At 70.6% G+C, this 13476-nt stretch carries 6 protein-coding genes; 4 read left to right on the plus strand and 2 right to left on the minus strand.

Annotated elements, in window-relative coordinates:
- The first annotated feature begins 98 nt into the window (after window positions 1-98).
- Complete coding sequence (locus OG937_10045) at window positions 99-1187, plus strand: MerR family transcriptional regulator (GenBank protein WUD72014.1); 1089 nt, start codon at window positions 99-101, stop codon at window positions 1185-1187.
- Between the two features lie 18 nt (window positions 1188-1205).
- Here the strand turns inward: OG937_10045 and OG937_10050 are convergent, their stop codons facing one another.
- Both OG937_10050 and OG937_10055 read right to left on the minus strand, forming a co-directional pair.
- Window positions 1206-2345 carry a HupE/UreJ family protein gene (locus OG937_10050; protein ID WUD72015.1) on the minus strand — a complete coding sequence of 380 codons (1140 nt, stop codon included), beginning with the start codon at window positions 2343-2345 and terminating at the stop codon, window positions 1206-1208.
- Window positions 2346-2456: 111 nt separating this feature from the next.
- Window positions 2457-6347 carry a metallophosphoesterase gene (locus tag OG937_10055; GenBank protein WUD72016.1) on the minus strand — a complete coding sequence of 1297 codons (3891 nt, stop codon included), beginning with the start codon at window positions 6345-6347 and terminating at the stop codon, window positions 2457-2459.
- Between the two features lie 1160 nt (window positions 6348-7507).
- Between OG937_10055 and OG937_10060 the strand changes: the two genes are divergently transcribed.
- The 3 genes from OG937_10060 (at window position 7508) to zwf (ending at window position 13298) form a co-directional block, all read left to right on the plus strand.
- Window positions 7508-9940, plus strand: a complete 2433-nt coding sequence (locus OG937_10060; GenBank protein ID WUD72017.1) for a hypothetical protein — start codon at window positions 7508-7510, stop codon at window positions 9938-9940.
- A gap of 879 nt (window positions 9941-10819) precedes the next feature.
- Window positions 10820-11833 carry a decarboxylating 6-phosphogluconate dehydrogenase gene (gene gnd, locus OG937_10065; GenBank protein WUD78691.1) on the plus strand — a complete coding sequence of 338 codons (1014 nt, stop codon included), beginning with the start codon at window positions 10820-10822 and terminating at the stop codon, window positions 11831-11833.
- A 7-nt stretch (window positions 11834-11840) separates the two neighbouring features.
- Window positions 11841-13298: a glucose-6-phosphate dehydrogenase gene (gene zwf / locus OG937_10070; GenBank protein WUD72018.1), complete on the plus strand. Its 1458-nt coding sequence runs from the start codon at window positions 11841-11843 to the stop codon at window positions 13296-13298.
- The last annotated feature ends 178 nt before the right edge of the window (window positions 13299-13476 follow it).

A 13476-nucleotide genomic window follows, 5' to 3' on the forward strand; every position in this document is an offset into this window, starting at 1 on the left:
ACCTGCGGGTCTGGTGGGGGCCTGGGGCGGCCCCTCCGGGCAGGCGGGTTGACCCTCGACCTGGTGGAGGGGGCAGAGTCCCGGGTGTGGAGAACGACATGCGCAGTATCGGTGAGCTGGCCCGGGACAGCGGCCTGGGTGTGAGCGCGCTGCGGTTCTACGACGGCGCCGGGGTGCTGGTCCCGGCCCGGGTGGAACCGTCGAGCGGCTACCGCTGGTACGGCCCCGAGCAGCTCGAAGAGGCCCGGTTGCTGGCACGGCTGCGCCGGACCGGCATGCCCCTGGCGGACATCCGCCTGGTGCTGGCCGGCTGGTCCAATGCCGACACCGACCTGGTCAGGAAACTGCTGCAGGCGCAACTGCGCCGCCTCGAACGGGGGCTTTCCGACGCCCGCGTCGAGTTCTCCGCGATCCGCGCACTACTCGACCGCAAGGAGAACCCCATGTCCTCGCCCCTCGCCTCCGCCACCGTCCGCCTGGCCGTCCCCGCCTCGGGCCTGGCCGCCGCACTCGACGCGGTCCGTTTCGCCGCCGGGACCGATCCCGAACTGCCCGTGCTCGGCGGTGTCCTGTTCGACATCGACGGCGGGACGCTCCATGTCGTGGCCACCGACCGGTACCGGATGGCCGTCGCGCAGACCGGTGTCGCCGGGCACGGCGGGCCCCGCCGTCAGGTCGTCGTGCCGTCCCCGCTCGCCGACGCCATGCGGGCGCTCCTGGCCGGCGGCGAGGCGTCCGTCGAGCTCACGGTGGACGGTGACCGTGTCGCCCTGGCGGCAGGCGACCGTCAGGCGGCCGGCCGCTGTCTCGACCACGACTTCCCCGACTACCGCCGCATCGTGCGCCTGCCGGAGGGACGGCGCGTCCCCGTCGAGGTCCCGGCGCTGCGCGCCGCGTTGGAGACCGGACCCGTACGCGCCGGCGAGAGCCGGGAGCAGGACGGGAAGTCCCCCGACATCAGCGTCCTCACGGTGGCGGGCGACGGCACGGTGGGCGTGTGCGAGGACGGCGACGAGGGCCCGGACGACGTCGCCGTCAACCGCGAGTACCTCCTCCAGGCCCTGGCCGCCGGAGACCGCGACCAGCTGGTGCTGGAGTTCGGCGCACCCACGGCGCCCCTGACGATCCGCCGGGCGGAGGACGACGGCGCCTTCTCGGTCCTGATGCCCGTCCGCCTGGAGGCCTGACCGCCCGGCCGCACCCCGTCACGCCGGCACGGCCACCCGCTCGCAGAACCAGTAGACGCTCACGACCACGATCGGAGCCGTCATCGCGGGCAGCGCCCAGCGGTGGGCGGGGGTGCGGCGCAGCAGGACCAGCAGGGGGAACGTGACCGCGATGATGCCGAGCTGCACTGCCTCGATGCCGACGTTGAAGCTGAGCAGCGACAGCAGCAGTTCCCAGGACCAGCTCTCGTCGATGCCGAGGGCGCCCGCGAAGCCCAGGCCGTGGACGAGGCCGAAGAGGAAGACGACCGGGAGCCGCCAGCGGCCGGTGGCCTCGCGGTTGCGCAGGAGGAGCCCCGCGAGGGCCACGGCGGCGATGGAGGCGGCGATGACCGGCTCGACGACCGATCCGGGAACGTGGACGAGGCCCATGGCCGCCAGCAGGAAGGTGACGCTGTGCGCGGCGGTGAAGGCGGTCGCCGCGAGGACGACGTCGCGCAGGCCGCGGGCGCCGATGAGCAGGGAGAGCAGGAAGAGGATGTGGTCGAGGCCGAACAGCAGGTGCTCCATGCCGAGCAGGAAGAAGTCGGTGATCTGCCGGGTTTCGTGGTGCCCGGTGGTCTCCAGGGTGGGCTCGGCGGCCGTCAGCACCTGGGAGCCCCGCCGGCCGTCGATGTCGTAGTGGACGATCGTCTGCGTGCTGTGCACGAAGCTCTCGGCGTCGGGGAAGAGGGCGCTGGAGACGGTGTACGTGCCGCCGGCGCCGCCCGGGCAGTCGTAGGCCAGGGTGAGGACGGCGTACGGGCGGGTGCCGCGGGTGTGGACGTCCGCGTCGCGGGCGGGGCGGGGTGAGCAGGCGGCGTCCTCGTGGCCGACGGCGAAGCGCCCGGTGACGTACGCGTGCACCGCGTCGGCGTTGGTCTTGAGCTGGTGCAGCTGCTCGGTGCGGCCCTTCGCACCGTACGCCTCCTCGTACAGCCAGGCCGACTTCATGAGCAGGTCGTACTCGAGGTCTAGGGTCGCCTCCACGTGGCTTCCGGCGCCCTCGACCTCGACGTACGCCTTCGAGGTCGCGTCGTGCGCGGCGGCCGGTGCGGCGGAGGCGAGGGACGCGGCGAGCACGGCGACGAGGGCCGCGAGGAGCACGGCGAAGAGCCGGGGCGCGGTGGTGGAACGCATGAGGTCGGTCCTCTGGGTGGGGATGAACGGCGGCGGCCCGCCGTCCCGGACCGGTCGGGTCCGGGACGGCGGGCGTGGGCGGGCCTGCGGTCCTACCGGCGTGTCAGCCGGTCACCGCCGGCCGGTGGACGGCGCGAACCACGGGTACGCGGGCGCGTCCGGTCCCCACGTGCCGGGGCGGCCGTAGGCGTCCTTGGTCACGAAGACGCTCGGCTCGGAGGCGGTGACGCCGCCGCCGGTGGAGCGCACGGTGACGAACCAGGCGTGGGTCGTGCCCGGCTTGAGCCCCCGCCAGGTCACCGAGGCGACCTCGCCGGAACGGGCCTTGGCCTTGCCGATGACGCTCACGGGGTCGTAGAGCGCCAGCGAGTCGGTCGTGAAGGTCGTCTTGCGGCTGGTGAGGTCGACCGGCAGCACCATGTTGTCCTCGGTGCCGTCGTAGCGGTGGTCGGTGTCGTACTCGGTGGCGCCGAACTCGTCGAGCAGCGGCGAGTAGGTGTCCACCGTCACCTCCGAGCGCTTCACGTCGAACTGCAGCATCCGGAAGAAGCTCGCGCCGAACTGGAGCTGGTCGTCCGGCTGGTAGCCGCCGATCTCGGTGAGCCCGAGCCGGTCCGCGGAGACCGTGTAGAACTGGTAGTCCGCGAGGAGTTCGACGACGTCGTGCTCGACCTCGCCGACCCTGGGCTTCACGTTGGTGCCGACGCCGTGCTCGTGACCGGCGAGGATCAGGAACACGTTCGGGTTGTCCTGGACCACCGTCTTGTAGAGCATCGAACCGTCGGGCGCGGAGAACGGGGCGCCGCGTCCGTCCGGGTTGCCGCTCGGCGCGAGGTAGTCGTGCGAGAGCAGGATGCCGTTGCGGCCGGGGAAGCGCTTGAAGACGGAGTCGGCCCATTCGGCCTCCTCGCGGGTCACCCCGTAGGACAGGCCGACCACGACGAAGTCGAGGCCGCCGGCGGAGAACAGGTCGTAGTGGTTCTGGTTGTCGCCGGGCCGCCAGGGGCCGCCGTACTCGGCGTGCTTCCAGCCCTTGGACAGGGCCTGGTAGCGGTCGGGGCCGTAGTACTTGTTGTAGATCGCGCCGGGGCCGTTCTCTGTGCCCGACTGGTTGTCGTGGTTGCCCGCGATCACGCCGTTGGGGATCCCCGCGTCGTCGAGGATCTTCTGCTGCTTGGAGGAGAGCTCCAGCTCGCCGGTGATCTGGCGCTGCGTGGCCTCGTCGGCGGGCTTGCGGATGTTGTTCTCGATGATGTCGCCGGTGTGGGCGACGTAGGCGATCTTGCGCTGTTCCTTGTTGGCGGCGATCCAGCGGGAGACGTCGCCGTAGGCCTTCTCCCACACCGCGCGCTCCTCGGGCGTCTCCTGCTCCACCGCGCCCTCGGAGAGGTACTGGGTGTCGGTGTAGTGGACGATCGAGAAGTCGTACGAGCCGGGGTCGGCGAAGCGGTCCGGGTCACCGGCGTCGATGTCGTCGGCGAACGGGTCCTCGCCGGTCACCATGACGTGGACCTGCTGCCGGTCGACGTACTTCCGGTCGACGACGGCGGTCAGCACGGTGTTGCCCTCGACGGCGCCGCGGGCGCTGGTCAGCACGTCCCAGGCGTCGGTCCTGGTGTTCCACACGCGCAGCGCGGCGAGCCGTTCGGGGTCGATGACGCCCTCCCAGCGCAGAACCGGCGCGTCCACGTGGCCCTTCACCTTGACGTCGTACCGCTGGAAGGTGACGTCCGGGCCGGCGGGCGCGGGCAGCGTCCTGCCGTCGGCGGGCGCGAGGCCGGCGGCCTTGACCTTCTTCTCGCCCTTGACCTCGAGCGTGGTGGGGACGGACGTCGCCGTGCCCTGGTACACCTGGTCCGGCGTGATGATCTCGGTCTCGGAGAACGTGGCGGTCACGTCACCGCCGTCGGGCTCGGCCACCGTGGCCGAGAGCTTCACGCTGCCGCCCGCGTCGGTCGTGCCGGACTTCGGGGTGAGGCCGGCGGGGGCGTCGGGGACGCCGGCGGAGGTGAACGTCACCTCGCGGGTGCCGGTGTTGCCGAGGCCGTCGGTGCCGGAGACCTTCAGCGTGTGCTCACCTGCGGACAGGCCGGGGCCCACCGCGGCGCCGGGCTCGACGGGCTTGCCGTCGAGCGTGACGTCCGGGCCCTTCACGACGCCGGACAGGTCCTGGAGCCGCACGTCGAGGACGACCGAGGCGGTGATCCGCTGCCCGGCGGCGGGGACGCTGGACGCCACCGTGGGGGCGGAGTTGTCGGTGACCAGGAAGCGGGTCGCGGTCTTGCCGCTCTTCGACGTCGCGGCCAGGGTGTGCTTGCCGTCGGCGGTCTTCGCGGTGTCGAGGTCGGCGTACAGGCCCTGGGCGGGGCCGTCGACGAAGAACTCCAGGTCGATCTCGGTGAGCGGGTTGACGTTGTCGCCGCAGTTGCCGTCGCCGAGACCGTACGAGCCCTTGAGCATCCGGCCGGCGGCGGTGCCGTTCGCCGGGGTGAGGGTGATGTCGGAGACGGCGAAGTCGTCGCGGTTGTCGCCGCAGGAGGTCGGGAAGGTGCCCGTGACGAAGTCGATCGTGTTCCAGCCGGGGACGAGCCACTCGTTGGGGAACGTCAGGCCGACGTGCTGGCTGACGAAGTCCGCGTCGAGCACCTGCTTCTGGCCGTTGACCAGGATGTGGTTCTGGTACCGGGCCTCGATCGAGTTGGTGCCCACGGTGAAGCCGAGGGTCGCGTTGCCGGAGCCGAGGGTCGGTGAGACGTGCACGGCCGGGGCGTCGATCGTCCAGTGCAGCTCGGCCTCGCGCAGGCGGGTGTCGCTGTTGCCGCAGCTGCCGTCGCCCATGGCGTACGAGTCGGCGATGCCGTGGCCGGTGACGGTGCCGCCGTCGAGGGCGAGCGTGAGCCCCGAGATGTCGAAGTCGTCGCGGTTGTTGCCGCAGCTCTCCTTGTAGGCGCTGGTCACGACCGTGATCGTGTTGTCACCGGGGACCAGGAAGCGTGCGGGGACGGCGATGTCGACGCGCTGGCTGATCCAGGTGCCGCCCAGGTCGATGCGCTTGCCGTTGACGAGGAGGTGGTTGTCGTACTTGTCGTCGATCGAGTTCGACCCGACGTCGAAGGAGAAGGTGGCCGCGCCGTTGCCGAGACTGGCGGCGGTGGCGGGCTCCTTGCCGTCGACGGTGAGCGTCGTCGGCTCGCCCTCGGCGCCCGCGGGGAAGTTCGCGAAGACCGGCTGTCGGCCCTTCACCAGCGTGCCGTCCTTGGGCAGCAGCCGGGGGGCGCCAGCGGGGGCGTTGTTCACCGTCACGGTGTTCGTGACGGTCTTGCCCGAGGTCGTCGTCGCCGTGAGGGCGTGCGTGCCGTTGGCGAGCCCGGCGGTGTCCAGGTCGGCGCGCAGGCCGGTGGTGCGCTGCGGGTCGCCCAGGACGAAGAAGGTCAGCGTGGCCTTGGTGAGCAGCGTGGTGTTGGTGCCGCAGCTGCCATCGCCGAAGGAGTACGTGTACTCGTTCTCCTCGCCGTCCGCGACCTCGCCGAGCAGGTCCAGGCTGATGTCGGAGAGCACGAAGTCGTCGAAGTTGGTGCCGCAGGAGCTGTCGACGGTTCCGGCGAGGATCTCGACCTTGTTCTCGCCCTTGACCAGTTCGTCGTTGGGGATCTCGATCGTGCCGCGCTGGTTGACGAGGTCGCCGATGTCGGCCCGGTAGTCGCCGTTGACCAGGACGTAGTTGTGGTAGCGGGCCTCCGTCGAGTTGGACCCGACGTCGAAGCTGAGCCGGGAGGTCCCGACCGTCCGCTCGGCGTCGACGGCCTTGCCGTCGACCGCGAGCCGTGTCACGGAGTCGCCGGCCAGCGTGGGCGTGGCCGCGACCTTCTCGGTGCCCTCCAGGTACGCGCCGTCCCCGGGGGTGAGCGCCGGCAGGCTCGTGGCGTCCGCCGGCTGGTTCTGCCCCGGCGGGTGCTTCTCCGAACCGGCGTCGGCGTACGCCCCGGTCAGGTTCCCGCTCACGAGGAGCGCCGCGGCAAGCGCCGCCCCGGCGAACCGCCGCCCGCCGGATCCGCCACCCGGCCGTCTGTACCGCCCTGTTGGCCGCATCACCAGTTGTCCCTCCCGATCGCTGCACGGTGAAGGGCACGCCGAGTCGAGCTGTGGCATGCCCCTGGCGGATCCTGGGCGGCGCAGATGAACGCGGTTAAAGCACAGGTAAACAAGCAGCGGAATGGTGCCCTCAACTCGAGCGGACTCTTCCGAGTTTCTGGGTTGCCTTCCTATGTGGCGCTCCGCCGAAGCCTGTAAGTGAGGCAGTAACCGCACGGGTCGTGAGGCACTCAGGGCAGTTTCATTGAGGTGGGCAGGCCGTGCGGGTCCAGGGCGATTTCGAAATCGGGTTGTCGACGCGGTCGCCGAGGGCGCGGGCGCGGCCCCTGTGGCGGACTCTGGTCTCGGTCTCGTGCGGCAGGTAACCGGAGCACTGCGCCGAGCACGACGTGCGGGCAGTCGGTCGTCTCGTCGACGTCGGTCGAGTTCGAGGGGGTCGTTGATGCCGTCCTGGTGCCAGGGACCTCCGGCAGGACGATCCCGGACCCAAGGCAACCTCAGGGCACGGACGTTGATCTGGCGGCCCCGCGGTTTCCCGCCCGGCCCGGGACTGAGCTGCTCCGGACCCGTGGCAGGACGGAGCGGGCGCAGCGGTTGCCCGGCCGCGGCCGCTCCGCCGAGGACCTTCGGTGCCCGAGGATCTCATCGCTTGTCAGGGCCATGGCGTTCTCCATCGGGCTGGCTCTACTCTCTTCCCTGCATCACGCACGCACAGCCGCCCGCCGGCGCCAGGCTGGCAGGGGTTGTTGATCCTGGGGGGAGGATCCGCCATGTGGCGTTCCTTAGGCGCCTCTCGGCGCAGACCTGTACGTCGTGCAGCACTTGTCGCGGTCGCCATAGCCACGCTGTCCGTCTCACTGTTCCAGCCTCCTGCGTCCGCCGAAGGCAACGGCGGCGGCACAGGAGGCGCCATAGAGAAGACCTCCGGTATCGCAGCGGCAGAGGCGGCCGGCTCCGCTCCATACCAGTTGCCCGAGTATGATCCTGTGCCGCGCACGAGGTCCGAAGACCCTCCCGAGACGCCGGCGCCCGAGGACTACGGGGACTTCGAACCAGGGCTCCGGCTACTGATGGAGGATCTACGCTCAGGCCGGCTGCAGGAGGAGGCGTTCGTCAACCATGCGTACGCCAAGCTCGGTTACCAAGGCGGTGTTCCTGACCGCTACAGGGACGCGAACCTGCCGCAGGCGCAGCGCGCGATCCTGGGGATGGCGCTCGGCCGTGAGCTGGACCGGCTGCCGCACCCTGTCCGGCGAAGCGTCCAGAACCAGATGGCGCACGCCGACCTGCTGGCGCCGCTGATCGCACGGAACCAGACGGAACCTTCGGCCGATGCGATGGCGCTGGCGCCGACCGGTGAGTGCGGTCAGCAGGGGCAGCTTCCCGGAGAGTTCGAGTGCCTCCATCAGACAGCCGACTTCTCGGTCTTCTACAGCGTCGGGGGCGAGAACAACGTCAATCCCTACGACGGTGCCGGCAGCGTCGACCAGGGCGATATCCAGGGCAACGGGGTGCCGAACTACGTCGAGCGGGTGTCCCGCTCCCTCGAGGTGGCCTGGACCACGTACACCTCTCTCGGGTACAAGCCCCGGGAGGACACGGACAAGAAGGTCGCGGTCTTCCTCGGCTCGACGCATGTGCCTCCCGGCGTCGGGTTCGTGCAGCCGTACGAGCTGGCTGACGCGAACATCATCCACATCGGGACCAAGTTCAGCTCGGGCCAAGAGGCGGAGGAGTTCTATCTGCCGAGGCATGAGCTCTTCCACTCGATGCAGTACCGGTACATCGGCTGGAGTCTGATCTTCAACATGCGCAGCCTCAACGCCTGGATGGAGGCCACCGCCGAGTGGGGTGCGCACCAGGCGCTGCTGTCCGACAACGCGGTCCCCACGGCCAGCAAGTACGACTACGCCAAGGCACTCGACACATTCTTCGAGCGGCCGGAGGACGAGCTGACCAAGCAGGACGGCTTCGGATCGGGCCACCAGTACGGGGCCTTCATCTTCGCGGAGTTCCTCCAGGAGCGGCTCGGCACGGACTCCATCAGGCACTCCTGGGAGCGGATCGGGGACGCCTGGTTCCCGGACGGGGCGACCGAGATCAAGGACCTGATCGAGGACGACTACGACCGCGACTCCAACGAGGAATTCCGGGTCTTCGGCGTCGCCAACTACCAGCTGTGCGGCGGCGGTACGGCTGCTGATTACGGCGCATACTGGCGCTATCAGGACGCGGACGTCTCCCAATGGTGCACGCAGCTCGGCGGCACCGGCTCGGACTCCACCTTCTCCGTTGCGCGCCCCAAGCACGAGACCGTCACTCTCCCCGCCGACGGCAAGGCCTCGGGCAAGTGGACCGTCAAGGGTGGCGGCGTGCACTACGTCGACCTGGTGGGCCAGGCCGACCCCTCGAAACTGTGGAACATGGCCGTCAGGACGATGCAGGACGACGACAAGCGGCTCACATTCACCGTTGTCAACTGGGAGAAGATTCCTAGGCGTTGCTTCGCCGATGACCACGACGCACGCGAGGAGGACAAGACTCTCGACACCAGGATCGGCGGGTCCTGCAACGTGGTGACGCTGATGTTCAGCCATGGCCGCCCCGGTGAGGACGAAGAGGAAGGACGCTGGGAGACCCGGTACACCTCACTCTTCGGCGGCTCCGTCGGCGGCTCCGAGGTCGAGATCGGAGTCCAGCCGGGCGGCAATCTGATCACCCCCGGCGGCAGGCCGAGCGCCGGCACCAGGACGACCGAGCTCGGCCTGCGCCACAAGCCGACGAATTACGAGGCCGTCTCCGCCGTCGCCTGCCACTGTGAGGGCTGGGGCATCCAGGTCACGCCGCCCGGCGGTGTCGGGCAGTGGAGCGGCTGGTCTCACGGCGTACGAGGGCTGTCCACGAACGCGGAGGTCATGGAGTTCACCACCACGGCGACCACCGCCAAGTCCGTCGTACGGCTCGTGGGCACCGACTATCCCCTCTATGTCACCCACGAGTTCGAGCCGTCATCCCGGCCCGAACTGTACGACGTCAGGGTCACTGTCACCTCTCTCGCGCCGCCGGGCGACCAGCCGCACATCACCTACCGCCGGGTGGTCGACTGGGACGTCGAACCGACCGCGACCCAGGAGTACGTCACCGTCAAGGCCGACCACCCGAATGTGGAGTTCGCGAGCGACTACGGCCTGGGCGACCCCGACCCGGCCTCCGGCCGTCCCAAACTCCACCACGAGGGCTCGTTCACCGATGCGGGTCCGTACGACCAGGGGACTCTCTTCGATCTCAACGTCCCCGTGGAACCCGTACCGGGTGATCCGGACGCCGGCCTCGTCGGCGAGTTCCATCTCTATTACGGCGCCGCGCCCGGCCAGGCCAAGGCCTTGGAAGCGCTGACCGCGGTGGGTGCGCCCGTCTACTCGCTCGCCATGCCCAGCGCCCCGGGCAACCCGGCGAGCGGTGCGCCGGCCACCTTCGTGCTCGGCTACAAGCCGGTGACCTGATCCGTCCCGGTCCGGCCCGCCTGAAGATCAGGCGGGCCGGACCGGACGGGCCTCACGGAGGTTCCGTCTCGCAGCATGTGACGTACGCGTGGAGGATGCCGCCGAGGCGGTCGCCTCGGCGGCATGCCGCCTCCGGACCCCGTGCTCCCCGGACCGCGAACCGCGGCAGGACCAAGGGCGCCTCCAGGGCCCATCGGGGTTCCGTCGCGGACCAGTGCGGAAGTCGTCACCCGGACCGGCGGGTGCGCCGGGTGACCCCGGTGGCCCCGCGCGCGGCCCGCCGGGCCGGTGGATTCAGCGGGCGGGGCGGCTCCCCGTACCATCAGCCGGCCGAACAGGCCGACGACGGCGACCTCCGCGACCTCGACGCAGCGACACCGAAAGGGATGGCAAGGGTGACCCCAGAGGACCGCCACGCGCACTCGGGTGAAACGACCGGCTGGATCCCGACGCCTGGGATCACCGAAGCGCACTCCCTGCCGAGCGACCGCGGGCTGCCGGACCGGCGTGGCGCCCGGCGGGCACGTCACCGGGACGGCGCAGTGCGGCAGGGGCGTTCCTGGCGAGGCAGGGCCCCCAGCGCGCTGGGGGATCGCAGGTCAACGCGGACCGCGCCGTCGCGCCCCGGCCAACGGGAAGCGCTCCCTCTCTTCGCGTCAAATGTCGTAAATAGGTAGATTTCCTTGTAGTCGCCCAGGGCGTGGCCGCTCGTGACGCCTTCCGTCGCACCACACCGAGTGCCCCGCCCGGGCGGACGGACGGGCACGCCCGTCATCCACAGCACCCAGGCGGCGGCCGCCGCCCGTCCGTACAGCGAGACCTTCGGCCCGTGGTGGCCGCTGAGGAACGGGGAAACCGACGATGGCCACTGACTCACCCGTGCAACTCGGCATGATCGGCCTCGGCCGCATGGGCGCCAATCTCGTGCGCCGGCTGATGCGCGACGGCCATCCATGCGTCGTCCACGACCTCAACCGCGACGCCATGCTGGAGCTGGAGAAGGAGGGGGCGACGGCCGCCGCCTCGCTCCGGGAGTTCGTGGAGAAGCTGGCGCCGCCCCGCAACGTGTGGCTGATGCTCCCGGCGGGTGTCGTGCAGTCGACGCTCGACGAGCTCACCGCGCTGCTGGAACCCGACGACACCGTCATCGACGGCGGCAACTCCTACTACCGCGACGACATGGCCCGCGCCCGGCAGCTCGCCCCGCATCGGATCCACTACGTCGACTGCGGCACGTCCGGCGGCGTCTGGGGGCTCGAACGCGGCTACTGCCTCATGATCGGCGGCGAGGACGACCCGGTCGCGCGGCTGGACCCGATCTTCCGCACCATCGCGCCCGGCCGCGGGAACGCCGAGCCCACGCCCGGCAGGACCAGGTCCGACGGGACCGCGCCGGAGGGCTACCTCCACTGCGGGCCGAGCGGCGCCGGCCACTTCGTGAAGATGGTCCACAACGGCGTGGAGTACGGGATGATGGCCGCCATCGCCGAAGGCCTCAGCATCATCCGGCACGCGGACGCGGGTCTGGGCCGCAGGACCGTCGACGCCGAGACGGCGCCGCTGCGCGAGCCCGAGGCGTACCAGTACGAGATCGACGTGGCCGAGGTCGCCGAGGTGTGGCGGCGCGGCTCGGTGATCGGCTCCTGGCTGGTCGACCTCGTCGCCGACGCGCTCGCCCGCTCACCGCAGCTGGACCAGTTCACCGGCCGGGTCTCGGACTCCGGAGAGGGCCGCTGGACGGTCCAGGCCGCGATCGACGAGAGCGTGCCCGCCCCCGTCATCAGCGCCTCGCTGGCCGAGCGGTACGCGTCGCGCGGACTCGGCGAGTTCGGCGACAAGGTGCTTTCCGCGATGCGCGGCGAGTTCGGCGGCCACGCCGAGAAGACCGGGTGAAGGCGCCGTGTCCCATCGTTCCCCCTCACCCAGTCACGGTCCGGTCCCCGAGGACCACGTGGTGGTGCTGTTCGGCGCGACCGGCGACCTCGCCCGCCGCAAGCTGCTGCCCGGTCTTTTCCACCTCGCCAAGGCGGGGCTGCTGCCGGCCCGCTACCGGATCGTCGGCTCGGCGCCCGCCAAGAGCACGCTGAGCGACGAGGACTTCCGCAAGCACGCGCGGGACGCGGTCGCCGAGTTCGGCCGGTCGAAGCCCCAGGGCCGCGCGTGGGAGGAGTTCGAGGCCGCCCTGTCCTTCGGCGCGTGCGATCCCGGCGCCGCCGGGCCGCTGCTCGCGGCCGTACGGGAGGCCGAGCAGGCCATCGGGGGCAGCCCGCGGCGCCTGTTCCACCTCGCGGTGCCGCCGAGCGCCTTCACCTCCGTGATCGAGACGCTCGGGGCGAGCGGACTCTCCGACAACGCTCGGGTGATCGTGGAGAAGCCCTTCGGCACGGACCTCGCCTCGGCCCGCGCGCTCAACGCGTCCATCCACGCCGTCTTCGACGAGTCCCGGGTCTTCCGCATCGACCACTTCCTCGGCAAGGAGTCCGTCGACAACATCCTCGCCCTGCGTTTCGCCAACGGTCTCTTCGAGCCGATCTGGAACCGCGACCACATCAGCCACGTGCAGATCGACGTGCCGGAGAGCATCAGCATCGAGGGCCGCGCGCAGTTCTTCGAGGGCACCGGCACGTTCCGGGACATGATCGTCACCCACCTCTTCCAGCTCCTGGGATTCGTGGCCATGGAGCCGCCCACGGCACTCGAGGCGCACTCCATGCGGGACGAGAAGGAGAAGGTCTTCGAGTCGCTGAAGCCCATCGACCCGGCCCATGTCGTGCGGGGACAGTACGAGGGATACCGGGCCGAGCCGGGCGTGGATCCCGCCTCGGACACCGAGACCTTCGTCGCCCTGCGCGCGACGATCGACAACTGGCGCTGGGCCGGGGTGCCCTTCTACCTGCGCTCGGGCAAGTCGCTGGGCGAGGCCCGCCATGTGGTGACGCTCGGCTTCCGCGAACCGGCCCTGCGCATGTTCCCGCTGGCCGCACGGGGCGGCTCCGAGGCCCGCAGCAACGCGCTGGTGATCGACTTCGACGACCCGGGCCGGATCACCACCTCCTTCCTGGTCAAGGAACCCGGCCCCGCCATGCGCCTGAGCACGGCGGAGATGGTCTTCGGCTACGCCGACTCCTTCAACACCATGCACGCGCTCGAAGGCTACGAACGCCTCCTCCTGGACGCGATGCTCGGCGACCAGTCCCTGTTCACCCGCTCCGACGGCATCGAGCGCCTGTGGGAAGCATCCACCCCGCTGCTGGACGACCCACCCCCGGTCCAGCCGTACGCCCCCGGCTCGTGGGGCCCGGAGAGCGTCCACCGGCTGATCGCGCCGCACCACTGGAGCCTTCCCCGCCGCACCTGACCGGCGGGCGGGCGAGCCCTCGCGAGCGTCCGATCCGTGGTTTCCTATTCGACCTGCACGTTCCATGATCGGCTGAGATACGGCCTCGGAGGCCAGCCGCCTCGACCGGACATTCCTGCGCCCAACCCGCCTCGTCCCCGGGAACACCCCCGTCGACCCGCGCGGCAAGGGGAAGGAC

The sequence above is a fragment of the Streptomyces sp. NBC_00510 genome, from assembly GCA_036013505.1.
Classification (GTDB): domain Bacteria; phylum Actinomycetota; class Actinomycetes; order Streptomycetales; family Streptomycetaceae; genus Actinacidiphila.

What these genes read in the sequence shown, in the direction of transcription:
- OG937_10045 (WUD72014.1), top strand. Translation starts at nt 99, where the DNA reads ATGCGCAGTATCGGTGAGCTGGCCCGGGACAGCGGCCTGGGTGTGAGC.
- OG937_10050 (WUD72015.1), bottom strand. Translation starts at nt 2,345, where the DNA reads ATGCGTTCCACCACCGCGCCCCGGCTCTTCGCCGTGCTCCTCGCGGCC.
- OG937_10060 (WUD72017.1), top strand. Translation starts at nt 7,508, where the DNA reads ATGGAGGATCTACGCTCAGGCCGGCTGCAGGAGGAGGCGTTCGTCAAC.